Here is a 26722-nt window from a genome sequence, read left to right on the forward strand (position 1 = left end):
AAATACCATAAAAATTGTACCTAAAAGTACGACAGATTCACCGAAAGTTGAAAAATTACATACAGGGATGTCTATGCGGGCTTTGCTTCAAGGCTGCCGCGCAGTTGCGATGCGTTCAACACGCTTTGAACCATCATAAATTCGGCAATATTTTCTACATCTATCACGCCCGCCAGTTGTTGACCCTGCATCACAGGCGCAAACTCTATCCTGTTTTGTTGCATGGCCTGCCAAGCTGCCTCTAACGGCATTTCTGCTTGCAGAAACTGTATGTCCGTATTCATTACATGCCCTACGGGAACAGATGCACCGTGCTGCGAAAGCGCCCGTACAATTTCATCGCGGCTAAGCGTACCAACGGGCTGCTCGCCGTTTACAATCAGGAAGTTGCGCGACTGACCATTGAGGAGCAACTCTACTGCGGCATGTATTGGTGCGGTAGTTGGCAAGATGTTGAAGTCGCGCATGAGTACATCGCCAACGCGGTAGCCTTGCAAAGCAGACTTAGTCTGTACCAATTCTGCCTCGCCCTGTGCGCCGAGGAAGATAAAAAAGCCGATAAAAATCAGGAAAGGATTGCCAAAGAAGCCCATAATAACAAAACCAATAGCAAGAAACTGCCCTATGCCTGCGGCGATGCGCGTAGCAACTGCGCGTTCCATGCGATAAGACAAAACAGCCCGCAAAACGCGCCCCCCATCCATTGGGAAGGCAGGAATCATATTGAACACCGCCAGCCATAAATTGACAGCCATCAGGCTAACTAAGAAACTATCGCTGTCAACGGCTCGCAAACTCATTGTTGCAACGGTACTTTCCGTGATGTGCAGAAACGGATACAGCAGGATAGCAATGACAATATTTACAGCAGGCCCTGCCAGCGCCACTACGAGTTCTTCCGAAGGTTTTTCGGGCATTGAGACCAGCCGCGCCAAACCACCGATCGGCAGCAGGGTGATGTCTTGCGTGGCAATGCCATAGCGACGAGCTGCCAGTGCATGACCAAACTCGTGCAGCGTTACACAGGCAAAAATGGTGAGCACGAAAAGAACAGCCCAAAGAGTTTGTTCTGTCGAGTTGCCCGCGCTCAAGTTGCTGAATACGATCCAACCAATTAGGATGAGGAACGTCCAGTGAATTTGTACGTGAATGCCCAGAATCTTACCGAGCGAAAGAGAATATTTCATATTTCATTGGTTTTAGTCTTGTAAATCATTGGGGGAGCATCCGTCTCTCTCCCATTGGTCGAGGTTCTTGATTGTTGTTTCAGCGATATTTTGCAGCGCTTCAACCGTTAGAAATCCTTGATGACCTGTCATCAGCACATTTCTGAAACTGCGTAGGCGGGTAAATTCTTCATCCTGTAAAATGCTAAATCTGTGATCGGCGAAGAATAAGCCTTGTTCGCGCTCATATACATCTAAGCAAGCCCCTCCGACTTTACCTGAACTCAGATATTTAATTAATGCTGATGTACGCACGATACCGCCGCGAGCAGTATTGACAAGATACACACCTTCTTTCATCAGGGCAAATTGTGGCTCATCGAGCATGTATTTTGTATGTTCGTTGAGCGGGCAGTGGATAGATATAATGTCGCTTTGGCGCAGCAGCTCATCCAGCGGCACATAGCGCAAGCCGATGCCCTCCGCTTCGGGGTTGGGCTGTGGATCGAAGCCGAGCAGGTGCGTACCAAATCCCTGCATGATGCGGGCAAAAGCAATCCCGATCTGTCCCGTACCGATGATGCCGACGGTTTTGTTGTGGATGTTGAATCCTGTGAGGGCATCTAATCGGAAATCCTGCAAACTCATCAGCATCTGGCTTTCTACGATGCGCCTGTTGAGCGCCATGAGCAGCGCCACGCCTTGTTCGGCTACAGCATTGGGCGAGTAGGCGGGTACATTGGCTACACGCATGTTCAGCCGACGGGCAGTAGTCAGGTCTATGTGGTTGTAGCCTGCCGAGCGGGTGGCTACGTAGCTTACCCCCAATCGGTTCAAGGCTTTGAGTACCTCGCCGGAAGCATCGTCATTTGTAAAAACAGATACCGCTTCGCAGCCTTCGGCAAGTCCGACTGTGGCAAGCGACAGGCTTTGTTCGCTAAATACCAGCTCATGTTTGCGGTGATTGGCTTGGATCATTCCCGGACGTTCGAAGGGCTTGAGAGAATAGCATAAAACCTTCATAGAAAGCAGTAGATGAAGTTTATTGATAATTTTGTGTGTGAAAGATAATGTTTGTGTGTGAAAGATAATGCAAATCCCGACAGATACCTGCGCGTCTGTCGGGATTTTGTACTTGTTTAACGTATTTCTTTCTTTGTGTCTGCTCCTCGAATGCGCTATTCTGCCGCGCCTAACTTAAAGCTGATAGGTAAAATGATGCTTTGCTTCACTTTTTTGCCTTCGCTCTCGGCAGGATTCCATCGCTCGCTGTTTTGAATCAGGCGCAGCGCTTCAGCATCCAACTCCGGGCTTAAACCTTTTCTTACTTTCGGGTTTGTCAGATTGCCTTGTTCATCTACGACAAACGCAACATATACTGTTCCTTCTACTCCTGCGCGGCGAGCTTCGGCGGGGTATTTCAGGTTTTTACCAATGTAGGTCATGAAGTTTTGCATACCTCCCTGTGGTTCGGCAAGTTTGTCAAATCTTTTTCCCGGAACAGTGAGTCCATTGCCGGATGCCTCATACATGATGTCGTTAGGGTCAACTTTGATTTGGGCGACCTGATTACGTACAATCGGTGTGCTGCCTGTAGTAATCTCTAATACATCGTTTTTACCTTTTGCGCCATATCCGGCTAATTGTTCTGTTGATTTTGTAACTTGTATACGTTTGACACTACCTACCGGAAGCGCCTTTAATTCTTCCATAGAGGATTCCTTGCCGTCAATGAGAATCAAACCGTTGAAATCAGCAGGAATGGGATGGGGCATTTGGGACATTACAGCACCAAATGATGGTTGATTTTCGCCTACGGAAATAGTTGTAGGGTTGCCCGTGCCCAACACAAAACTGATAGGCAATACGATGCGTTGTTTTACTTTTCTGCCGCGCTGCTCGCCGGGAGTCCATTTGCCGCTTAGTTGGATCACGCGCAGGGCTTCAGCATCTAATTCGGGGCTAACGCCTTTGACTACCTCAGGGCTGATGAGATTGCCTTGCTCGTCAATGACAAACTGGACAAATACTTTGCCTTGCACACCTTCCCGACGGGCTTCGGCGGGATAACGCAGATTTTTACTAATGACTTTCAGTAACTCGGCTATTCCGCCTTCGTACTCAGCGGGTTTCTCTACGACAGTAAAAATTTCATCAGCGCCGCTGTCGGTTGAGGCAGGCGCAATTTTTTCGTACTTGTTGGCTTCGGCTACCTGCTGGTCGCGCATGAGGCGGTCTAACGAATTGGTACAGGCGGCAGTAATGCCTACAGCAGCTACAATGCTAAGGGCGGCTACGGTCTTCAAATGACCGCGTAAAAGCGATGTTTTGGGTTTAGTTAACATGACGATACGTTTTTTGACAGATGAAACAGAAAAGAAAGTATGAATGGGCTGAAGATGATTGCTTTGAAGGGTCGCCATTGCCATCAGGCGGATGTATGCCTGCGGTGCGGTATTGCGCGTAGCCGCTGCATCGGCGAGGTATTCGTGCTGCGCGCGTAGTTCGCGGACGTACAGCCACGCAACGGGATGAAACCAGAGCAGAGCGCGGAACAGTTCCATGTACAGCACATCCCAGGTATGGCCCTGCCTGATGTGCGCATATTCGTGCAGCAAGATGCTTTCCAGTTCGTGGGCGGCAAGCGGCTGCGTATTATCCCAGAAGAGCCATTTCCCAAAGGAGGAAGTCGGCAGTTTGCCCTGTGTCGGAATGAGGGTAATGTCCTGTATAGCAGCAGACAGCGCAGGAATGGGTGTTGCGAGGTTTTGATGCCTGCTTTGGGCTTGTACAAACTGATACAGTCGCCCAACCTGAAAAGCGCTTTGGAGCATCAGCAGCCCTGCGCCTGCAAGCCAGACAAAGAGCAAGATTTCGTCAACTTCCCAGGCTGCTGCTTTGTGCTGTGCTTCTACGCTAATAGTTGTGGTGTAGTAGGGCAGCGGGAGGGTTTGTGGCAGCGTTTCTTGTGGTATAAAAAAGCGGTTGATAAGTCCGCTAAGATCTACAAAGGGCAGCGCCAGCGCAATGAATGAGGTGGCCAGCAAATACAGCCTGTTTCGGGAGAAGAGGGTATCGCTTTGCAAGAGTCCCTTGTAGGTAAACCAAAACAGTAAGAGGCTGAGCGAGGTAATGAGCAGGTAGTACAGCATAGCGCATTAACTATTAGGGTTTTCCTTGTCGTCTTGTTGCAAATCCTGCTGCACGAGCTTCATCATCTCCTCAAACTCGGCAAGGTTCATATCGTTTTTCTTTACAAAAAACGACACCATGCGCTCAAAAGAGCCGCCGAAATAGTTCCCCAGAAAATGGTTGAGAAATTTGGCGCTGTACTCATCGCGGCTGATGAGCGGAAAGTACTCATGCGTTTTGCCATAGGCTTTGTGGTCAACAAAGCCCTTTTGTTCCAGAATGCGGACGATAGTAGAAACCGTATTGTAGGCAGGCTTCGGTTCGGGGAGCTTTTCTATGATCTCTTTGACCATCCCCCGCCCGACAGACCAGAGTGCCTGCATGACCTGTTCTTCGGCTTTGGTGAGTTGTTGCATAGCTTGAACTAATTTTTACAAATATATAACTAAAAATTTAGTTTCAAAACTATGCAACAAGTTTTTTATGCTTAGCCGCGATATTTGGCGAACAGTGCCGTTGCGATGTGCCCGCCGAAGCCGAAGGTATTGCTCATAGCGTAGTTCACTTCTTTAGCAACAGCTTTACCTATCGGGAAATGAAACAGGTCTTTGTATTCAGGTTCTATTTCGGTAGTGTTGATCGTTGGCGGAATCAGATCGTGGACGGTGCTAAGGATGGATGCAATGGCTTCTACCGCACCTGCTGCGCCGAGTAAGTGCCCTGTCATAGACTTAGTAGCGCTGATGCTCAGGTTTTGCGTTGCGCCGAACACGCGCAGGGCAGCTTTCAATTCGCTGATGTCGCCCAGCGGCGTTGAGGTAGCGTGGGCGTTGAGGTAGTCCACCTGCTGCGGGGTAATTCCTGCTTCTTCCAGCGCTGCCATCATGCCTAAGTATGCGCCTTCGCCTTCGGGGTGCGAGCCTGTGAGGTGGTAAGCATCGGCAGCCGCGCCGCAGCCTACTACTTCGGCGATGATGGGTGCGTTGCGGCGTTTAGCGTGTTCCAGTTCTTCCAGTATGAGTGCGCCCGCACCTTCGCCCATCACAAAGCCGTCGCGCGTAACGTCAAAAGGACGCGAGGCAGTAGCTGCGTTGTCATTGTTGGTAGAAAGCGCTTTGGCTGCATTGAATCCACCGATGGCGCTTTCGGTAATCGGCGCTTCCGAACCGCCCGTAATGACCATATCCGCCTTGTTCCATTTGATATAGTTAAATGCCTCAATAATGGCGCTGGTAGAAGTTGCGCAGGCCGAAACGGTCGTAAAGTTCACGCCACGCAAGCCGTATTTGATGGAAATAATGCCCGAAGCAATGTCCACAATCATCTTGGGGATGAAAAAGGGGCTGAAACGCGGAGTGCCGTCGCCTTTGACAAATTCGGTAACCTGCTCCTGAAAAGTCTGGATGCCGCCGTTGCCCGAACCCCAAATTACACCGATGCGATTGCGGTTCAGTTGTTCAAAATCAATCGCCGCATTTTTAACCGCCTCTTCGGCAGCAATCAGCGCATATTGCGTGAATATATCGTAGCGCTTGGCTTCCGATTTTTCAATAAAATCCAGTGGATTGAAGTTTTTCAACTCGCAGGCAAAGCGCGTTTTGAACTTGCTCGTATCAAATTTAGTGATAGGCGCTGCTCCGCTTTTGCCGTTGATCAGCGCGTTCCAAAAGTCGGATACATTATTGCCAAGGGGAGTCAGCGCCCCCATACCTGTTACTACTACTCGTCTCATTGTTTTTTGGTGATGGATTGTCAAAATTGATTTTTGCAAGCCCCAAAAGTAAGCCGACACAGGCAGATTTTTGGCGTAGATTCAGCTAAGTATCATTTGACCATCCTCCAGATAGCGTACTGTGCCTGCCGCGACAAGCTCGCGCAGCACAATAGCAAACAGATTTTCGTCTTGTGGTAAAAGGCTGTGCAGTAATGCTTCCGGATAGAGAGGCTGCCCAGCTAACGCTTGCAGGATTTCTTTTCTGTATGATGCTGCTTCGTTAGTATTCCGCTGCTTTTTTGCAGCTAAGCAGTTATCGCAAATGCCGCAAGGTATGTCGCGGATTTCACCAAAGTAGGCAAGGAGTGCCTGCTGGCGGCAGCCCTTGGTTTGCAGGTAGCCAATGACAGCCATTGCTTTGTCCATCGCTTGCTGTTTGCGCTGTTTGTAATAGTTGCGGTTGATTTGAAAGTTGGCAGCCGTCATGCGTGGCATAAGCAGTTGCAACTGCGGCAGCGTTTGTGCAGGAACATAGTAAATGATACCCTGCTTTTCAAGCGCGAATAGCTGCTTGCTGATGTCGGCATTCTCTTTTTTCAGCGATTGTGCCACGCGGCCGACCGAAAAAGGCACAAATGCAGAGAAAGCCTGCCCTCCAAAACTGCGTATCAAATACTTAAGCACAGGCTCAAAGGCAGCGTGCGCTACCTGAAAGCGATAGACCTCTTCATAGCCCGCATGAAACATGAATTTGTCCTGTGTTTCTTCGTCGTTGTTGAGTTGCAGCAACCCAAGCTCCTCCAAGCGGCGAATAGACTGAAAGGCAATAGCTGCGGGAATATCTAATTGAGCATCTTTAAAAGTTTGCAAGAAGTGTTCAAAATCGAAGTCTTGTGGCGGTGGCAAGCTACCTGCCGGAATTTGCAGATAATTCATTAGCCGATGGTAAATAGTGGCGAGTGTCTCTTCCGGCGGATAGCTTTTTTCTATTCGTTGGGTCATATTTTCCAGTTCTTCAGGGCGATAGAGCAAGACAGCGTAGGCGCGTTTGCCGTCTCTGCCGCCGCGCCCTGCTTCCTGATAGTAGGCTTCGGGAGAAGCAGGCGGCGCTAAATGCACCACCGAGCGCACATCGGGCTTGTCAATGCCCATACCGAAGGCATTCGTAGCCACAATCACGCGGGTTTTGTCCTTAATCCATGCCTCCTGCCGTGCGGCGCGTTCTTTGTTAGGCAATCCGGCGTGGTAGCAATCGGCTGAGACGCCGTTTTTTTGCAGCCATCGGGCAATTTGCTCAGTCTCGCGGCGGGTGTTGGCATACACGACCGAAGTACCTGCTACACCTTGCAAAATCCTTAAAAGGCGATTGTAAATATCTTCGGTTTCAAAAACCGAATAGGAGAGATTGTCGCGAAGGAAACTTTTCTGAAAAACACGGCTGCCTTTGCCAAAGTGCAGCTTTTCCTGAATGTCTTGCTGTACTTGGGGCGTAGCTGTGGCTGTTAGCGCCAGACAGGGCACATTCATACCGATAAGCTCGCGAAAGGCAGCAATTTCTAAATAGGGCGGGCGGAAATCGTAGCCCCATTGCGAGATACAGTGCGCCTCGTCAATCGCCAGCAGGCAGATATTCATTTGCTTTGCACGTGCTTTCATCAGATCGGTTTGCAGCCGCTCGGGCGAAACGTACAGGAAACGCACAGGATTTGTTTGCGCATAGATGCAATTATCTAAAGCAATATCTATTTCGCGGGGCGACATGCCGCTGTAAACCGCTACAGCATGAATGCCGCGTTGGTTGAGCTGCTCAACCTGGTCTTTCATCAGGGCAATCAGCGGCGAAACGACGATACAAAGCCCGCCCATCGCCAGTGTAGGAACCTGAAAGCATACCGATTTCCCGCCGCCCGTAGGTAGCAGCGCCAGCGCATCGTTGCCTGTCAGTACATGGCGGATAATATCCTCCTGCAAAGGGCGGAAACTGTCATAGCCCCAGTACTGCTTCAGTATGGTATGAATATCTGCTCGCATGTTCACAAACAAAATTACTGCGATTGGATGTAATACCATGATGAATTGCATCGTGGGTAAATCGTGGCTGTTCAAAAAGTAACACGGACTTTAGTCTGTGATTTCCTAAATAACTGATAATCAAAAATCTACAGCCTGAAGTCTGTGCTACATTCAGCCTTTTGAGACAGCCGCTTCGCCTTGGTTTTCTGAAGCCTGTGCTGCGCTAAAACTGCAACAACTCGGCGCGAATCAGGCTCGACATGAGTTCAGAACCTGCCAGAAACATACCGATGCCCAGTGCTTTGTGTTCGGCCCGTAATCTGGTAAAACTGGAAGGAAGCGCCGTTACGCTTGCAAAGGCGAGTAAGGTGATAAATAACCCTAAGATGATTGCAGAAAGCCATGAGGGCATTTCTAAAAAGAATGTAAACATCAGCAGCAGTGCAAGCGCAACAATCGGGATGAAATATTGCTGCCAGTTGAGGCGCACAACAATTCTTCCTGCAAAAAGCGCGAAAGTAGCTGCCATAGCCAGTACTGCTGCTGCCAGTTGATTGCCACCGATAAGCGATTTTTGGGCGATAGCCAGCGTAGGCAAAATTTCCTGAATAAAAGTGATACAGATACCAAGCAGCAGCCCGTTAAAAAACACTGCAACAAAGTTTGATTTTTTTGCCTGCTGCGATTCCTGATGAATAGCTTTATTTGCTTGTACGCCTACTTGGTTGCGATAAATGATACCGCTGATCAGAATGAGGATTCCGCCTGCGGCGAAGGTTACAGGTGCGCCGAGCGATTGTGCAATTGGTACAAGTACAGGCTCGAGCGAATAGGCAATATCTGTGGCGAATACGAGTAAACCTGCCGCTATGGGCATATTCTTGATGGATACCATTTCTTCAAGACCTGCCAGCGCCGGTGCGTGGAAGATGTTCATAGCAATCAGCCAAAGCGTTACTAATACCGGAAAAAGCCAGCGAAAGATGCCGTCAGGTGAAATGGCAATAGTTGTGGCTACGCTCATGAAAATCATAGCGACAATACCAATACCTGCCATAATTACAGGTAAACTGCTACCGCCCTTCTGCCGATAGCGATCCCCTAATGCGCCTGCCAGTGGCGGCACAATAAACAGGATAATAGCTTGCGCAATCAGTACAAACTTACCAAGGTACTGAAAGCCGAACTGCTCTAACAGGGGTGCCTGAAAGTTATGGTAAGCCACCCAACTAATGGCAATAGATGAACTCAGCAAGGCAAGAGAAATTAACTGAGACCAGCGGATCACCGGAGAGCCGGTAGGTTTAACTACAGGCACGGCAGCAGTAAGGGTTGCTTCATTTGTAAGGGATGCCATAAGGATTACTGAAATCAGATTAACAAACAAAAGACGTTAGGGGCGGTGCAAACATATCTACGTAAGTTATGCCCTAAAGTTGTAATAAATTTTGTTAATTCAACTGATCTACTGTACTTCGGTCAGATGTCCTTTGTTAATGCCGAATGTACCCAAACCGTTTGTGCCTTGCACCACATAGCGGTAACGGGCTGTGTTATCTCCCGTGTAGAATGTAACTTTTGCTTTGCCTGTGATACTATCGGTCTGTATGAGTGGTTGCCAAAACAAAGTAGTACGTAGGTCGGGTTTGGGCGAGTTAGGTTCTTTGGCGTAGTCGGGCACAAAAAACTCGCGGGCTTTGTAGAAGGCTGCTTCTTTGAGATAAAACATACCCTGTACCTGATTGCCGGAATCTATGATATTATTGCCGCGCTTGGTAACGATATTGATCACGCCGTTGCCGCCGCTGGCGCCGTAAGCTGCTGCTCCTGCGCCTTTAAGTACTTCTATAGCGGCTACATCACTTGGTGGAATTGTGCGGGCCGCAGAAAGATCGCTCATTGGCATACCATCTATGAGCAACAGCGGAGCTACACCACCCGTAATAGAGCCGACTCCGCGAATTTGTGCAGTTGCGTTGCCATACTGATCTACACCTATCGTAACACCTGCTACGCGCCCTTGCAATGCCTGCAACACATTACCAGACGGGGCTGCTTGTGTGAAGTCAATATCCTTGTAAGTCAGAATGGCATCTGGTGTTACCAGCATGCGACCTTGCGTAAGCTCTTCTTCGGGCTTTATCCGGGTGTCCTTGATTGTAATTTCTTGTAAATAACGATCGGCAAGACCATCGTAGGATCGGTTTGCCTGTACTTGCTTCTGCCAGTTTTCGATGTAAGCAAGTAGCGACGTGGTAGCCTGCGTAATATAAGCAGGCATTGCAACTGCGGGATAGCTGCGCTGTTCTAATGCTAGCTGAACATCTTTGTTTCCTTTGGCAGTGCTTGCCTGAATAGTAAGTTGAAGTGAATCGGTAAAGTCCAAATCTGTTAGTGTGAACTTACCTTGTTCATCGGTTGTAAGTTGGATGGTTCTGTTGACCGGTTTTTGGAGCATGACCGTCATTTTTGCATCGGGGGCACCTGCGCCTTTGCGGTCGCGCACCTGTCCGCTAATAGTAAAAGTCTGCTCGATCTTGTATTCGTAATTGATAGGCTTGGCTTGTAGTATTTCCTTCCATACGAACCTGCGCCAGCCGTGCGTCATCATCAGCAAGTCTAATGCTTCATACGACTGATCAGTATTTTGGAGGTAGAACGCAGGATTGCGTATCATACCCGGAAGTTCGGAGGTCAGCATCATATAACTCATCAGATCTTCGGGAAAGGCTTGATTTTCGGGCAGTCGGTCGGCATCTAGCACTGCAAGTGAGAGTGAGGCTGCTACAGGCGCACCGTTGATACTTGTCTCGATGTCTAAAGACAAAGGGCGGCGCTTGCCAATGCTGCTTGCAGAAGGGGTAATTTTAATTTGCAAATCGCGCTGCGAGGTGCGGTTAAATACTAAGCGTTCGGCAATCGGTTCCAGATTTTCAGTGAAAAGCGTGATCTGGAGGATGCCCTCGGGGAGATTCCGCTTGGGGATGCGTATATTGGTCAGCACATTGTCAATCTTGCCTTGCACAGCAAAAACTATTTCGCCTCGCCCTTGTACGGCAAGCAGAATGCCCGTTTTGGTAGCAACGTAAGCATCGCTTGCATATACCTGTACGCGATAAGCTGTATCCGTCGGATTGTGCAATACATTCATCATAATGCCATTGTCCTGCATTTCGGGTAGTGGAAATTCCTGATAGGTACTGTCAGGAAAATAGACGCGTGCCGTGTAGCTGTCGCCTGACTGTGGTACTATGCGGAAACTTCCCAGACCATCGTGGATGGTGTTCATGCGCGCAGCCAGTTTGTTGTCCTGGTTAAGAATAATTCCGTTCAGATTGATAGGCTCGCCATAGGCATCTGTAATTTTGAAGGCAACCCGATTGCGAAAGCCACTTACCAGCTGACCGCCTTCGGGAAAAAAGCCGACTTTAAGCGCCGGTTTTTGGCTGACGGGTGTTTCGGCCGAGCTGCCGCTGATGATTGTCAGTTGGCGGTCGTAGAATGAATAATCGCCGAAGTTGCGCTGCCAGTTGGTGTAGGCGCGTATGCGATAGTTTCCCGTTTGAATGGTATCAGGCAGCAACAAGTCGCCCTTGCTGCGTCCGTTGTCCACTTTGAGCGTCAGCCGCTGCAAAACTTGCGCTTCGGGGCTGATTAATTCTACATACAAAATGCGGCTCAGAGGTGAAGAGGCCCATGTGTTGGCTTCGTTTACATAGGCAGAAAGCCAGACAGCCTCGCCCGGTGCGTAATAGGGCTTGTCGGTATGCAACCAGACTTTTTCCTCTACACGGGTGTCGGTGTAGCTTCTCAGCGCTTTTACTAGCGTTTCCAAAGGCGAATCATTGCGCCACGCAATCAAAAATGCGGCACAAACAAGTATGAACAGTGCGAGATTACGCATGTGTTTGATGAATATGAGATTGTTTACACAAATGTAGCATGATTTTGCTCAATTTGTAGCCGAGCGAGGTGTTATTAAATAAAAAAACCGTCACCAAATAAGATCGCAAGCAAGTCTGTTGTTGATTTTCTTGGTGGCGGCAGTTTTTTGTAAGTGGAATTGTCAGGTTTAGACTCTGACTAACTCAAATGTATATTCCGGCTCAGTTTTGTCAATATTGCGTGGCAACCTGAATCGGATGCGCAAACTGTTCTCTGTAGACTCTAGTATGGTAAGTACAATCTCGTTGGGTGTACCTCTGTCCAAAACAATCTGTGTGTTATTGTTTTGCAATGCCCATGTTCCTGTATTAGAAGGGTTCAGGTTAGGACGGGCAGGTGCATTACCGGGGGTTACACTGTAAGTCGTTGGGTTGCCTGAAGCGCCCTGAAAAGTAATGCGAAATGCAGAATAGTTACCGCTGTTATCAGGGTTGCCATTCAGTAGCACCCTCGATACGCGCCATGAACCCGAGATTAGTTCAAAAGGTGTTTTTGCTGCTGCCCCGCCGCTTTTGCAGTTGGTCAGCGTAAGCGTCATACCGGCCATTACAAGCAGGAGCATCAGAAAAGAAGCATGTTTTTTCATCATAGTTGGACAAAGGTCGTTTATACAAATATATAAATCTTACTTGAAATCTACAATTGCAAGAGAACTCGTGCAAAGCTCGATTTCCGATGGCAGATTAGATGCAATTATAATCGTGCGGTGCTGCTGCGCGCGAATTTGATCCTGAAACCATCTGGTGTTGGCCGCATCGAAATTTGTTGTTGGCTCATCGAGGAGCAGCACAGGTGTTTTGCTGAACAGTGCCAGTGCCAGTTTGAGTTTTTGCTTCATGCCCGATGAAAGAAAGCGCACCTCGCGGTTGCGGGCTTTTTCAAGATCAATAATGGCTAATAACTCTTCTGCCTGCGTGCGCAAGGGTTTCAACCGATGGTGGAAACGAATGGTTTCCCTAACCGATAACTCTTCGATCAGCTCCATATACGGTGCTGCAAATGCGATGTTTTTAAACAAGTCTTCCGGTGAGGTTGCTTCGTAGCGGATGCTTCCTTCGGAGGCAGGAATGATGCCTGCCAGAATTTTCATAAAAGTGGATTTTCCGCTTCCGTTAGACCCGACAATTGCGTGCGTTTGCCCTGATTGGAAGGTGGTTGTTAGGCGGCGAAAAATCCATTCAAAGCCAAAGCGCTTGCCTAAGTTTTCTACTGCTATCTGCATGTGTTAGTCTTCTAAATCTACTGTGCCGTTTCTGGAACCCCCTTTCATCAGTCCGCGCGTAGCGTTTTTGACAAAACTAAGCACTTCATCGCGTTGGGTAGAGGGGGCTATCTGCTCTTCGATAGCGGCAACAGCACGCGAATTGTTCAGCCCGCTCATGTACAACAGGCGGTATATATGCTGAATTTCGCTGATTTGTTCGGATGTGAATCCACGCCGGCGCAAACCAATGGAATTGATGCCGATATAACTCAACGGCTCGCGCCCCGCCTTAGTGTAAGGGGGAACGTCTTTGCGCACCAACGAGCCGCCGGATATCATGGCGTGTTTACCTATTTTGACAAACTGATGTACAGCGCTTGTGCCGCCGATAACGGCGTGACTGCCGATTTCAACATGACCTGCCAGTTGAACAGAGTTGGCAATGATACAGTAGTCGCCTACGATGCAGTCGTGTGCAACGTGTACGTATGCCATCAGCAAGCAGTTGCTACCTACTCTGGTGGTAAACTTATCTTTTGTTCCGCGACTGATGGTTACGTATTCGCGGATGGTTGTGTTGTCGCCGATAATGGTTGTAGTTTCCTCGCCTTCAAATTTGAGGTCTTGCGGAATGCCTGATATAACTGCTCCCGGAAAAATCCGACAGTTTTTACCAATTCTCGCCCCGGGAAAGATGACCGCGTGAGAACCGATCCAAGTGCCCTCGCCAATTTCTGTATTTTCGTGAACGATAGCGAAGGGATCTATAGTAACATTGGCAGCTATTTTAGCATCCGGATGAATATATGCCAGAGGTGGATTCATAAAATACAAGAGAATGTAAAAAGTAGTATGTTTTATACCTCGCGCGGGTCTTTTTTAAACAGGCTGGCTGTCAGTACCGCCTCGCAAACAAGATTTCCTGCAACAAAGGCCTGTCCTTTCATTTTGAAAATACCCCGCCTGATAGGTGCAGTTAGTTCGCAGCGAATAACCAGCGTATCGCCGGGCAGTACCATTTTTTTGAAACGGCATTCATCAATGCCCAGAAAGTATGTCCAATAATCATTGGGATTCTCTACGGTGCTCAGTGCAAAAATCCCGCCTGTTTGTGCCATCGCCTCAATTTGCAGTACTCCCGGCATCACAGGATTACCCGGGAAGTGTCCTTGAAAGAAGGATTCGTTTATGGTGATATTTTTTACACCAATAACCGACTTGTCGTCTAAGTAGATGATCTTATCAATCAGCAACATGGGGTAGCGATGTGGCAATTTTTGGATAATCTGATTGATATTCAGGATAGGTGTAGTCGCGGGGTCATATGTAGGGGCTTGATCTGCCTGTACTTTTTTCATCGCACGCTTAATCTTACGGGCAAAGGCCACGTTGGCCGCATGTCCGGGTCGTGCTGCTAGAATTTGTGCGCGTAGTGGTTTGCCTACCAGTGCGAGGTCGCCTACCAGATCCAGCAATTTGTGGCGGGCAGGTTCGTTTTTGTAGCGCAGTTCGATGTTATTCAGAATTCCTTCCTGCTTGATTTCTACCTTTTCCTTGTTGAAAAGCTTAGCCAAATGCTCTAATTCTTCATCTTTTACAACCCTGTCCACAATTACAATGGCATTATTCAGGTCGCCGCCTTTGATGAGGTTATTCTTATAAAGCATCTCCAGTTCGTGCAGGAAGCAAAAGGTGCGGCAAGAGGCGATTTCGTCTGCAAATTGGCTGATGTCGTTGAGGTAGGCGTGTTGGCTGCCCAGTACAGGTGAGTTGTAGTCTACCATAACTGTCAGGCGGTAGTCGTGGAGCGGGAGTGCGCCCAGTTCTACATTTCTGTCCGGTTCTGAATAAAAAATACCACTGGGTACGTCGAAGAAGTCGCGCATGACGTTTTGCTCTTCCAGACCTGCCTCGCGGAGTTGTTCAATAAATTGAATAGAACTGCCGTCCATGATCGGAGGCTCCGGACCGTCAATCTGGATGAGCACATTGTCTATCTGCAAGCCAACGAGTGCTGCCAGCGTATGCTCGACGGTATTGATGCGGGCGCCACTTTGCTCGATGGTTGTCCCCCGCGATACATCTACCACAAGGTCTGCGTCTGCGTCTATGGTTGGCATTCCGGGCAGGTCGGTGCGCTGAAACTTGATACCATGCCCAGGTCTGGCAGGCACAAAGGTCATGTTAGATACCACGCCTGTATGCAGACCAACGCCCGAAACGGTTACGGGCTTCTTAATGGTATGTTGTCTAGTTTCCATTTGATTTATCCCTGAGACTTGTTGGTAATTATTTTTTCTAAGGTATCCAGTCTTTTAACTATTTCGGGTAATTTTTTAAACACGGCAAAAGACTTCATGTAGTCTTTAACATCTATTACCGGTGAGCCTACCAATACCTGATTTTCTTCTTTGATACTCTTCATCACGCCTGCCTGAGCGCCGATATTGGTACGGTTGGCAACTTTGATGTGCCCTGCAAAACCTACTTGTCCGGCAATCATACAGTTTTCCCCGATTTCGGTAGAGCCTGAAATGCCTGTTAATGAAGCTATGACGGTATTTTTACCTATCCTAACATTGTGAGCTACCTGAATTAGGTTGTCGAGTTTGACGCCGCTATGGATAATGGTTTCGCCCATAGTAGCGCGGTCTATAACCGTATTAGCACCAATATCTACATTGTCTTCAATGACTACGCTTCCTACTTGTGGGACAGCTACATAAGTGCCATCTGCCTGTGGTGCAAAACCAAAGCCGTCGCTGCCGATTACTGCGCCCGAATGGATGGTACAGTTGTTGCCAATAACGCAGTTGTGATAAATTTTTACACCTGCATAGATGGTCGTATTGTCGCCAATGACGGTGTTATCGCCAATGTGTACCTGCGGGTATATCTTGACATTTCTGCCAATCTTGACCCCCTGACCAATGTAAGCAAATGCACCAACGTAGATATCGCTGCCTGTCTGTGCAGAAGGCGCAATATAGCTGGGCTGCTCAATGCCAATTTTTACTCCTGCTGCCTGCATCAGTTTCTGATACTCGCTTAGCAGGCGGCTAAAAGCCACGTAAGCATCTTCCACGCGAATAAGTGTCGCGCTTATTTCCTTCTTAGGAACAAAATCTTTATTGACAATGATGGCTGCAGCTTCGGTGGTATAGGCATAAGGTTCGTAGAGCATGTTAGCCAAGAATGCGATGTCGGTTGCGGTGGCCTCCTGTATTTTGGCTAATCCTTTGATAATGCGCAGACTATCTCCTTCAATTTCTCCGTTCAATAATCCGGCGACTTGCTGTACCGTGAATTCCATTTATATTCAGACACTTAGGATGTGTGCTTCCAAAAATTTTTACAAAGATAAACTTTTATTTAGGATGGCATAAAAAGTACTTCTTAACAATTTTCGAGAGCGCTTTGATGTTGGGCAAATCAGAGGCTTCGGCTACGTCTTTAAGTTCGCCGCGCCGCGTAGCAATCAGAATGCCTTTGTCTTTGGGCTGATAAGCTGCATTGGTTAGTTTGCCATAGGTAACAAAATATTCTGCGTCGCTAAGGCTGATTGCTAATGCCTGCGCCCACTTTTTGCGCTCGGCTTTTATCTCGGTTTCCGGTATTTTTTTATCCCCTATGCGGACTTTGTACAATTTGCGGTTGAGTAGCATGCCGCTCAAGCGCGAAAGCACAGTATCCGGCTCATATTGCCACATTTTGATGCAAGCCCAAATGTCGTGGTCGTCCAGCATCGCGAATGCTTGTACGTATTTTTCATCGCTTTTGAAGACTTCCCAACTGACAGTTGTTTCGAAGAACAGCCGCAAAACAGGGCTTGCAAATACAGACTTACCCTGCGCAAACAGTTGGCGGGCGCGGCGAATGGCTTGTATGAGCATTTGCTCGGTGCTGACGGTGGTTTTGTGCAAATATACCTGCCAATACATCAGCCTCCGTGCCACTAAAAAATTTTCGATGCTGTAAATTCCTTTCTCGGCAACTACGAGCCTATCGTCTATTACGTCTAGCATCTTGATAATGCGTTCGGGATTGATTGCACCTTCTTGTACGCCTGTAAAGAAACTGTCGCGCTGCAAATAGTCCAGCCTGTCCATATCTAACTGACTGGACACCAACTGGTGGAAGAATTTACGGTGATAGGTTCCCTTGAAAATCTGAATGGCCAGTGAAAGCGCGCCATTCATTTCTTCGTTCAACCGCTCAATCATGAGCAGGGAAATGTCTTCGTGGTGTACCTTGTCTAAGAGTGCAGTTTCTAGCGCGTGTGAAAAAGGCCCGTGCCCGATGTCGTGCAGTAAGATAGCCACAAGCGCCGCCTCATATTCTGCTTCCCAGATGTAGTGTCCTTTGGCGCGCAGGTTGTCCAATGCAAGTGTCATGAGATACATTGCTCCCAGCGCATGGTGAAAGCGCGTATGAATAGCACCGGGATATACCTGCTCGGTTAGCCCTAACTGCTTGATGCGGCGCAGCCTTTGAAACCACGGATGATTAATCAGGTCAAACACCAGCCTGTTGGGTATGGTGATAAACCCGTGCACAGGGTCATTAATGATGGTTTTGCGGCGTAGTTGTGCTGTCATTGACCGTCTTTGTCGTCTTTCAGTCGGGCTTTGAGTTTTGCCAGTTCATCGGCGAAAGGGGTGTTTACATCGGTGCCTGCCTGCGGATTGAGCGGGCGTTCGGGCGCGGTGTTCACCTGCGATTTGAGCCTTTGCAGGTCGTTGCTGACGCTGCCTTTGCTGTCTGTCCCCAAAATGCGGTCAATTTCGGCATCTAATGAGGTGCGCCCTTCCGAAAGTTGGTTATATGCCTCTGCGATTGCCTCCTGTTCGGTTACCTTTTCTTTGAGATTATCCAAAAGGGCGAGAGTCCCCTGCGCATCGGTGCGGGAAAGGCGCTCTTGCAGCGACCGCGTTGCCTGACTGATCTGTGCGCGGGCTTTGAGTGTTTTTATCTCGCCCTCCCACTGGTCTATCTGCATTTTGAGCTGCATGGTTTGCTTTTCCAATTGCCTGACCATCTGCTCGTAGGTTTGCAAGCCTTTTTCTCCAGACTGAAGGCGGCGCATAATTTCGTCTTTCTTAATCAGTGCCTGCGATGCCAGTCGGTCTGCTTCTTCTTCTGCCAACTGACCGTTGCGGGCTTTTTCCAGCAATAGTATCGCTTTGCGCTCGTATTCGTCGGCTACACGTTTTTGCGCGTCGTTTTCGTGCTTGGTGCGTATGTAAGCGGCTTTGACTTCTGCCAAACTTTTGAGGCTTTCACTTAGGTCATTTTTCAAGTCGCGTATGTTTTGCTCGACAAGCAGGATAGGGTCTTCTGCCTGTTCAACTTTTTTTCCTATGATGGATTTCATCACGCGGATAATGCGGGCTAGGAGCTCATTCATTTGCCAAATTTTTTCTCAAAATAGCTGTATGCAGCGTTAATGCGTTGTGTAATTTCTATGGCTGTTTTTTGTTTGTCAGGTGCATTAGGAAAGCGATCGGGGTGATATTTTTTTATCATTGTTTTGTATGATGCCTTGATTTGCTCAAAAGTAGCACCCGGCTTCAGTTCCAGTGCCTGATAGTAGGATATTTCTTCAGCCGAATAGATAGGTGGCGGGGCGGCTTGCTCGTAAACAGGCTCGGCAGCGGTCTTCCGCATCTGTTCTTGGTACTGTCTGTACAACTCGCGCTCCAGCGGATCTATGTTTTGCTCCTGCGACATGGCATCGCCGATATTGGCGCGTATGATTTTAAAAATGCGGTCAAACATGAGTTGAAATTTTTTTAAGTGTTCCTTTCGGCAAATTATGTTTCATCACTGTTTTTTTACTGATCCCTCATCACGTACAGGCGGCTATTGGTCATGCTTGATCCACAATAGTTTTTCTGTATCAAAACCTAAACTTTTAGCAAAAGCCACATACTGCGTTTTGACAGCTTCCGGGATGGACTTTTCTCTGGACAATATCCACAATAATCCCGACTGTCGCCACAAACCAGCGAATACTTGTAATCAGGGTCTAATGCTATTACGTTATATCCCCCGTAGAAGGGGCCAAAGAATGAAACTTTAAGCATTCCGACCGTATCCTCACCTACAAACTTTGCTTTACCTGTTACTTGTTTCCACTCATTCTTAACCACATCAAAACCTGTGTTAATTACCCGGATGCTTTCGTCGGGATTAAGCGTGTAGTTAGCTGTTGTATTATTGAGATTTTTTTCAAATCTGAAATCAAAACGTGCAATTTCGTACCAGGTGCCTAAATACCGGTTTTTATCAAAAGGTCTCACAGCCGATACGTTGTCGGGTATGGATGTGCAAGCGCATAAGCAAAGCATAAGCCCTACAATGGAAAACAATAGATGACCATATGCTTTCATAGTGTTTACTGTAGCTCATCATCATCCGGCGGGATGTATATCTTATTGTCGCGGTAAGGGATTACTGAGTTGCTTCTTTGTTTGGGTTTACGTCGTTTTTTGCCAAAAAGTTCCGAGACATTGTTAAAACTGCGTGTGTACATCATGCTTGCGCCTGTGGTAGCATTAGCACCCAGTAGCGCGGCGTTGAAAGTATTGGAAATATTGCGGCGATACATCTTCATGCGCAGCCTGCCGTCGTTGGTGAGCAGGTACTCTACCGTCCAGTCGCCGGCGATACTGCTGATGTCTGCCTGATTCTGTACGTTGGTAAAACTGCCGTCGCGGGTAATACGCATCCTGCCATTGAGAAAACTGTATGAAAGTCGTAACTGCATGGTATTCAGGGCGTTGGTGTCAAAGCCATTGAGGTCTATATCTACCTCTAAGTTTTCATCCATTTGCGACATCCACGCACTGAGCTGATTGGTAATCAGTTCGCTGAGGCTGCTCCCCGCCGATTGTCCGATTCCCTCAAAGGCATTTTCAGGCAGCAATTTGCGCAGCATCAACAAACTGAAGACTTGTTTTTGCAGTTCCTGTTCATCGCTCTCCAAGCGTGCGTTGAATGCGGCTATGTAGGTTTCTAATGATATAGGGATGCCACCAGCGACAATTGTACGCGGATAGTCAAAGAACTCGATGTTATAACCAATGGCGGGTTTGAGCAGTTCGCCTGTCAGGAATAAATTTACACGCACAGGATAGCGTCGTTTCAATTCGGGACGATTGAGTGTAGCGCTGTCTAACTGTGCGCCCGAAAGAATCGGCGCAAGCGATACCTTCTGATCGTATGAGGCAGTGATGTTCATGCGTCCTTTGAAAGGATCGCCGTTCCAAGTAATGCTGCTGCCCTGCATAATGTCAAATGATTTGTTGAACAGGTTCTGAAAAGTAAAGGTATAGGAACCTCTGACGATTTCCACATTGCCGAACATGGTAAAATCACCTTTGGTATCCAAGTCCATTTTGAGTTTGCCGCGCGCATTGCCGCGAATGATATCGCCTGCCTTGCGATCTAAGATGATTTCCATTTGTGCATCGGGCGTAATTTCCAGATTCATCACGATGACTAATTTGGATAAATCCAAGGTGCGCTGCGCCTGCAGTTCAGCCAGTACTGTATCTTGTACAACTGTATCGGGTTTAAGGGAGACAAAGCGAATGAAATTTTTCTCTTCTGCACTTGCATAGCCATCTAATGGCATGAAAATGCGCGTTCCCCGCTCGCTGGTGGCATTTACAGTAATCTTGAGGTTATCGGGTGGACCGAAAATTTCCATCTTACCTGTGCCGATTGCCGTACCATAGTAGAGTGCATCTTCGGCTTGGGGCGTATCCAATACTTTGAAGCGCCGGAAATCACCTACAATATCTATTATGAAGTTGGTGAATCCATAGTGGTACACCCCGCCGTCTATAAAGGCTACGTTCTGTTCGTCGTCGCGCAGTCGCAAACGCCGGACGGCAATGCGATCCTCTTCAAAAAGGATGCGGTCATCAAAAAAGTAGGTCGTATTCAAGTAGTTGACTTTAAAGCGTCCGCCTGTAATAAACAATTCGCCCGAAATCTGCGGTGCATCTGCCTGCCCATACACGCGCAATTTGCCCTCTGCTCTGCCGCCCATATTGGAGGCAATTTCCGACAGGAAAGACTCCAATACATTGATTTCGGTTTGTTTCAGGTCAATGTTTAAATCCAGCGCATTGTCCGACTGCTTATAAGTGCCGTTGAGCAGCAGTACCTCGCGGCTATCGCGCAGCATCCGCGATTCTATGGCAAGCGATTGCGCTTCTTGATTCCACTTCACGAAATTGCGAATTTCGCCCAGCAGAAAGCCTTCCATCTTGACATTATTTGCAAACACAAATCCATTTGCCTGGATTTGTTGATAAAAGTCTTTCAGAAATATCTTTCCATCGGCTTCTCCTTCTATTTTCTTACCGACAAAATTGCTGAGCAGTTCTATCCCGATGCGTTTAAACTCTACTTCCAGCGTAGTTTCAGGATTTTCCGAAATGCCGCCTTTGATGCTGATAAAGCGCTGCCCATCGGAAAAGTAAAAGTCTTTTACGGCTATTTCGCGCTTTTGAATGGTAACGGTCGCCGTATCAATATTTTCCCATTTGCGGTTACTGAGCATGGCAAAAGAAGGATGAAATGCGGCCATGTAGCGCTTGTCGGGCAAAAAGCGGAAGTCGCCACGGATAGTCCCGTGATCATCCGATTTAGCCGCTGCTGCCGAGAGTTGATAAGAGATTTTATTCCGCATCCATTCGCCTTCTATTCGCAGATTTTGCAGAATGGTGTCTACGCTGTTGCGCTCGTCTGTCTGATTCAAATGTGCTGCCTGCACGTTGAGTTTTGCACTTACTTGGTTAGCATTGCTCACTTTCACTGTTTCGTAGGCGGCTGCTACCTGTTTGACAAAAAAGTTACCGTAGCGCAGGGTATCGGTGGAAAGCCATACGTCGAAATCCTTAGTTTCGCCGCTGCGGAATTGTCCTTTTAGTTCGGTGTTACGGGCAACATAGGCCTCCGGCACAAAAATCTGGATAAACGGACTCAGGTTTTTGACGCGAATCAGGTAGTCTACCGTGTAAGGTCTTTCTACGAGCGGTTTGCGGGCTTTGAGTTTTTGGGTTAGTTTTCGGCTGTAGTAGGTTTCTATTTCCTCGTAGTCATTGCGGATGTAGAGCATGTATTCGTCTATCAGACGGGTGAGGTCGTCAATGGTAACCGATGGTCTGAAATTCCCTACCGACTCGAGGTCTATTAAGTCGGAGCGTACATAGAAGGTGCGCATTTGGCCATTTAGCTCCGAGTGAAAAATGAGCGTGTCGAAAAGGATATCTTTTTTGTCGTAAGCAAAGTAGAAACTATCAAGGCGGATATCGCCTGTAAGATTGTCTAAGGTAAGCCCGCGAAAATTACAGTCAATACCGGCGCGGGTAATTGTAGACTTGTCGGTAAAATTGAGCTTTTCAAGGTCTGCCCTATCCAGCGTGGCGTTCAGGCGGATGACGCTGTCTTTCAAATTTACTGTGCCGGATCCGTCAAACATGAAATTAGGATCGCTGACCTTTAGGTATCCCTGAGCAATGCCTTTTTTGAGGAAGATGTCGGTTTGGATATTTTTATAGTTGTAGCCGCGCAGCCCGAGCCTGCCGATGCGCCCTTTGACTTCGGTTTCCATTTCGTCAACAGAAAACCCTTTGCCGTTAATACTTACATCTGCATCTAACAGCCCCAGCAGCGAAACTTCTGCGATAGTACCTAAGCGGAAGTTTTCCGTTGCAATCTGTCCGCGGTAGGTTTTCTGATCCAACTTGAGGTTAATGTCGGGGCGAATCGTTCCCAGCGCTGTTTCAAATTGCCCGCGTGCGACAAAATCATTTAAATAGCCAATAAATTGCCCATTGAAGCGCACATTACCAAATTTTTGTACAGCAGCAAAATTTTCTTCGGACAGAAAGGCTTTCAGATCTCCGGTTGCCAGCTGCGAAGGGCGGAACTGCAACTGTACGAGTGTTTGATCAATTTCGGGCAGCCCGTCGAAGGAGAGGTTGCCGTTGATATTGGTGCTTTGCCCAAAGTAGAGGCGCATGTTGCGCACATTCAGGCGGCTAACGCGACCATCAATTATTCCGCTGATATTGGCGCTTGCTTCCCAGTTTGCGAGCGAGGGGGCAAAATGGGCGATGTCGTCCGTGTGGAGCGTAACAGAATCTAGTTGCGCCTGTATGCGCACCCGATTGTTGAAATCGTCCATCGCATCAGGGGTGTCGTAGATGAGTGAAATACGGCGGCGCAGATAGCTTTTCCCTATGCGCATGTCCAAATCATCGAAAAAAATACCTGTATCGCAATAGAGAAAAGAGGTGTTAAGTTGGTGGATTGGCCAGTCTGACGCGACCTCATGCCCCGAAAGGTTTTTGACTTGCAGCAGGATAGAGTCTTGTACGCTGACAAAATTATGGACTTCGCCTCTGATGCGGTCTAATGTAAAATGATAGTAATCAAACTCACCTTTGCCTTTGATAGAATCGCGCTGCGGGCGGTTATAGCCAAAGGTACAATTATTCAAAATGGCTCTCTCGATAATGAATTTGGAGGTAGAGGGCGTAGTATCAGGCGTACTGCTGCCGAAAGCGCGGATCAGTTCGTTGATGTTCAATTCGCCGCCTTCTCCATCGGCTATTAGGTTAAAGACAAGGTTGTCTAATCGGGCGCGGTTCAGCACAATATCTTTGCCTTTCAAAAGCGCCATTAGGTCGTAGTCTACGCCGAGTTCGGAGGCAGCAATCATTACTTCTCCTGCGCGGTCTTTGACTGTTACACCTCGCAGTATGGCATTGTCTAACCAGCGGATGGCGATGCGTTCGATGCGCATCTCGAAGCCGGTCATGTCGCTCAGGTAGCGCGTAGCAATGCTGCCCAGCCGTGTTTGAACGGAGGGAAACTGCAAACCCAGCAGTAATAGCAAGATTAGGCTAACAACCGTAAAAAAGGCATTCACTGCTGCACCAATTGCGCGGCGCAACAGACTTTTTCTGGGGGCTTCGAGTTTTGCCGATTCGGGCGCTATATCGTTATTGACTTCCATTCTTTAAAAATGTAGCATACGCTGAATGGTATGTAAAGTACAAGCGATGTGAAACGCACCCTAAAGGGTACGATACATGTTAATTTGTGCAACTGCCTACCAGTTGCGTGGCTGAATAAATTGCCAAGCCTTTTCATTATCCGCCTGCCGGGTTACAACTTCCATTAGAACAGGTGCGGCGCTATCTGCCAGCAACTGTGGCAACAATTCAGCAAATTGCTCCTTATTGTTTATGTAAAGATACGTAAAACCTGCGTCTTCGGCTGCGGAACGTGCAGAAAGTCGCTGCTGTGTTACCAGAAACTCATCGGTTTCGGAAAGCCCCTGTGGCCCGTCTATCATACGGAAAATTCCGCCGCCGCCGTTATTGAGCACCATTATGCGCAGGTTGGGCAGTGCGTAGTTGTGCCACAGCGCATTCCGATCATACATAAAGGCGACATCCCCAATTAGCAGCACATGTAATTTTTCGGGGGAAGCCAAAGCATGACCAACAGCAGTGCTCACGCAACCGTCTATACCACTTGTACCGCGATTGCAAAAAACTTCTATCTCCTGCGAATGCCGCAAACCAACGGATTGCGCATAGCGCACCGGCATCGAGTTGGCGAGGTGTAGCGTTGCGCCCTGCGGCAATGCCTGCAAGAGTTTGTAAACAGCAGCAGGCTCGTTTAGGTTAGCACTTTCCCAAAGTATTTCAAAGCGAAGATCGCCTTTGGAGGTATCAACTTGTGGGAAAGGTTGCCATGCTGCGGTATTATGTCTTACTCCGCCGTAGTTCGTGTCCTTTTCACCGCCGTAGTTCGTGTCCTCACGAACTACCGTTGAGCCATCCTCAGTTGTTTGCGGGGGCGGCGAGTAGGAGCTGCCTGTTTCCACCAACTTTTCTGCCAGCGTTTGGAAAAACAGCAGCGGCAATATCCTGATGACCCGTGTCAGCGACTGGAATACATCGGGAACGCTGCCTGCCTGCTGTATGTGCCAGTGTTCCTGTGGCGGAAACTTGCGCAGGCGGCTTTTCAGTGCCTTAGACAGTACAGACTGTCCGAAAGTAATCAGTAAATCAGGCGCCTGCCATTCCGACAAATTATTTTCGGTCAGTTGCAAACCTGCTTCATAGCGAAAAATGGCATTGGGCGCTGTGTGAATATTAGAAAAAATATCCCCGAACAGCGGGAAAGGGAGCAAAGCAAGTGCTTCAATCAAAGGTTTTTCCCAACGACTTTGACCTGCCACAAGTAATGTTTTATCTGTTTTTAGTACTTTTTTGATAATATACTGCCATGATTCGGGTGATAGTTGCACGATTCCGCGTTCTTCCGAGAAAAATTTTGCGGTATCGTCAAAAGAAATTTCGTGTTCGGGTTTCGGGTAAAATGGCTCGCGGAAGGGCATGTTGACATGCACCGGACCGGGGGGGAAAGCAGTTGCCGTATGGATAGCTTCGCTGATGGTGCGATAGACCGCCCACACCGAATCGGGGTGCGTGTAGTCTGCCGGAATCTCATAGGCTGCTTTACAATGCCTGCCATACATATCGCGCTGGCGGATGGTTTGGCCGTCTGCCTGATCAACCCATTCGGGCGGGCGATCAGCCGTTAGCAACAGCAAAGGGATCTGACTGAAGTACGCCTCGGCTACCGCAGGGGCATAATTGAGTCCTGCCGAGCCTGAAGTGCAAACGAGTACTACAGGGCTGCCCGATTGCTGCGCCATACCCATTGCGATGAAAGCCGCAGCGCGTTCATCGCTTACGCTGTAGCACGCAATATCAGGATGGCGGGCAAAGGCTATGGTCAGCGGGGCATTGCGCGAACCCGGAGATATGACAGCCTGACGCACACCCAAGCGGGCGCAAATGGCGGCGCTGTTGATAATGGGGTAGTGGGTGTATTGCATCTAATTTTCTGTGCAGTTTTAAGATTTATTTTAAGGCTATTTAGCGCATTAAATCACATATGTAAGATCGCTGCGCGACTTTCGTAAAATATTTGCTGTCTTTATCAGTTATTTGTTTAAAGTAACCCAAAAGCATTTTTTGGAAAGTATTGCAAGCTTTTTTCTCATCAAAACTACGTTTAATTATGATAACAGAAGTCACCCAAGGCGTTAAAGTATCTGTAAAAACCGAATACAAAGCAGAGTATTCGCGCCCTATGCAAAACCATCATGTATTCACGTATCACATTACGATTGAGAATAACAGTGATTATACAGTCCAACTGATGCGCCGTCATTGGGAAATTTACGATGGCAACGGAACAGTAGCAGAAGTGGACGGGGATGGGGTGATTGGAGAGCAGCCCGTGTTGGCACCCGGCGAGGTACATGAGTATGCATCGGGCTGTCATTTGAAAAGTGGCATTGGTAAAATGCTCGGCTACTACACTATGCAGCGCATAATAGATAGCCAAGAGTTTCCTGTAGCAATTCCTGAATTTTCGCTGATAGCACCTTATCTGTGCAACTAAATCGGGTATAAGTCGCTTCATTTGCGTTCAATTTTTTGT

19 protein-coding genes and 1 pseudogene are annotated in these 26722 nt (G+C 48.1%); 1 reads left to right on the plus strand and 19 read right to left on the minus strand.

The genetic code is table 11. The annotated features are described in order from the left end of the window. Positions 1–71 precede the first annotated feature (71 nt). The 19 genes and pseudogenes from ACWIP2_RS04915 to menD form a co-directional block, all read right to left on the minus strand. Positions 72–1187 carry a site-2 protease family protein gene (locus tag ACWIP2_RS04915; RefSeq protein ID WP_448518791.1) on the minus strand — a complete coding sequence of 372 codons (1116 nt, stop codon included), beginning with the start codon at positions 1185–1187 and terminating at the stop codon, positions 72–74. A gap of 12 nt (positions 1188–1199) precedes the next feature. After that, positions 1200–2189, minus strand: a complete 990-nt coding sequence (locus ACWIP2_RS04920; protein WP_448518792.1) for a 2-hydroxyacid dehydrogenase — start codon at positions 2187–2189, stop codon at positions 1200–1202. 155 nt (positions 2190–2344) lie between these two features. Continuing rightward, entirely contained in the window at positions 2345–4318 is a 1974-nt protein-coding gene (locus tag ACWIP2_RS04925) for a TonB family protein (protein ID WP_448518793.1), read from the minus strand. Positions 4319–4324: 6 nt separating this feature from the next. Continuing rightward, positions 4325–4714, minus strand: coding sequence for a BlaI/MecI/CopY family transcriptional regulator (locus tag ACWIP2_RS04930; protein WP_448518794.1), 390 nt, complete (start codon positions 4712–4714; stop codon positions 4325–4327). A 71-nt stretch (positions 4715–4785) separates the two neighbouring features. Then, on the minus strand, positions 4786–6030 hold the full coding sequence (gene fabF / locus ACWIP2_RS04935) for a beta-ketoacyl-ACP synthase II (RefSeq protein ID WP_448518795.1): 1245 nt from the start codon (positions 6028–6030) through the stop codon (positions 4786–4788). Positions 6031–6111: 81 nt separating this feature from the next. Next, positions 6112–8043 (minus strand): RecQ family ATP-dependent DNA helicase, encoded by a 1932-nt coding sequence (locus ACWIP2_RS04940; RefSeq protein ID WP_448518796.1) that lies wholly within the window; start codon positions 8041–8043, stop codon positions 6112–6114. A gap of 205 nt (positions 8044–8248) precedes the next feature. Beyond that, positions 8249–9382, minus strand: a complete 1134-nt coding sequence (locus ACWIP2_RS04945; protein ID WP_448518797.1) for an MFS transporter — start codon at positions 9380–9382, stop codon at positions 8249–8251. Positions 9383–9490: 108 nt separating this feature from the next. Further along, complete coding sequence (locus ACWIP2_RS04950; protein ID WP_448518798.1) at positions 9491–11929, minus strand: TonB-dependent receptor plug domain-containing protein; 2439 nt, start codon at positions 11927–11929, stop codon at positions 9491–9493. A 168-nt stretch (positions 11930–12097) separates the two neighbouring features. Continuing rightward, positions 12098–12559, minus strand: a complete 462-nt coding sequence (locus ACWIP2_RS04955; protein WP_448518799.1) for a lipocalin family protein — start codon at positions 12557–12559, stop codon at positions 12098–12100. 36 nt (positions 12560–12595) lie between these two features. After that, a complete protein-coding gene (locus tag ACWIP2_RS04960; protein ID WP_448518800.1) occupies positions 12596–13192 on the minus strand; it encodes an ABC transporter ATP-binding protein in 597 nt (198 codons plus the stop codon). A 3-nt stretch (positions 13193–13195) separates the two neighbouring features. Further along, positions 13196–13999 carry an acyl-ACP--UDP-N-acetylglucosamine O-acyltransferase gene (gene lpxA / locus ACWIP2_RS04965; RefSeq protein WP_448518801.1) on the minus strand — a complete coding sequence of 268 codons (804 nt, stop codon included), beginning with the start codon at positions 13997–13999 and terminating at the stop codon, positions 13196–13198. A gap of 32 nt (positions 14000–14031) precedes the next feature. Next, complete coding sequence (locus ACWIP2_RS04970; RefSeq protein ID WP_448518802.1) at positions 14032–15435, minus strand: bifunctional UDP-3-O-[3-hydroxymyristoyl] N-acetylglucosamine deacetylase/3-hydroxyacyl-ACP dehydratase; 1404 nt, start codon at positions 15433–15435, stop codon at positions 14032–14034. Positions 15436–15440: 5 nt separating this feature from the next. Then, a complete protein-coding gene (gene lpxD, locus ACWIP2_RS04975) occupies positions 15441–16487 on the minus strand; it encodes a UDP-3-O-(3-hydroxymyristoyl)glucosamine N-acyltransferase (protein ID WP_448518803.1) in 1047 nt (348 codons plus the stop codon). Between the two features lie 55 nt (positions 16488–16542). Beyond that, positions 16543–17772, minus strand: coding sequence for an HD domain-containing protein (locus ACWIP2_RS04980; protein WP_448518804.1), 1230 nt, complete (start codon positions 17770–17772; stop codon positions 16543–16545). After that, a complete protein-coding gene (locus ACWIP2_RS04985) occupies positions 17769–18581 on the minus strand; it encodes a PspA/IM30 family protein (protein WP_448518805.1) in 813 nt (270 codons plus the stop codon). The genes ACWIP2_RS04980 and ACWIP2_RS04985 overlap by 4 nt, the downstream gene beginning before the upstream one ends. Then, positions 18578–18952 carry a J domain-containing protein gene (locus tag ACWIP2_RS04990; protein ID WP_448518806.1) on the minus strand — a complete coding sequence of 125 codons (375 nt, stop codon included), beginning with the start codon at positions 18950–18952 and terminating at the stop codon, positions 18578–18580. The genes ACWIP2_RS04985 and ACWIP2_RS04990 overlap by 4 nt, the downstream gene beginning before the upstream one ends. 84 nt (positions 18953–19036) lie before the next feature. Further along, positions 19037–19566, minus strand: a pseudogene (locus tag ACWIP2_RS04995) (lipocalin family protein). A gap of 5 nt (positions 19567–19571) precedes the next feature. Further along, on the minus strand, positions 19572–24212 hold the full coding sequence (locus tag ACWIP2_RS05000; protein ID WP_448518807.1) for a translocation/assembly module TamB domain-containing protein: 4641 nt from the start codon (positions 24210–24212) through the stop codon (positions 19572–19574). A 96-nt stretch (positions 24213–24308) separates the two neighbouring features. Further along, positions 24309–26111 carry a 2-succinyl-5-enolpyruvyl-6-hydroxy-3-cyclohexene-1-carboxylic-acid synthase gene (gene menD / locus ACWIP2_RS05005; protein WP_448518808.1) on the minus strand — a complete coding sequence of 601 codons (1803 nt, stop codon included), beginning with the start codon at positions 26109–26111 and terminating at the stop codon, positions 24309–24311. Positions 26112–26296: 185 nt separating this feature from the next. On the opposite strand from menD, the gene apaG reads away from it, so the two are divergent. After that, on the plus strand, positions 26297–26683 hold the full coding sequence (gene apaG, locus ACWIP2_RS05010; RefSeq protein ID WP_448518809.1) for a Co2+/Mg2+ efflux protein ApaG: 387 nt from the start codon (positions 26297–26299) through the stop codon (positions 26681–26683). Positions 26684–26722 lie beyond the last annotated feature (39 nt).

Source organism: Rhodoflexus sp. (assembly GCF_053489755.1).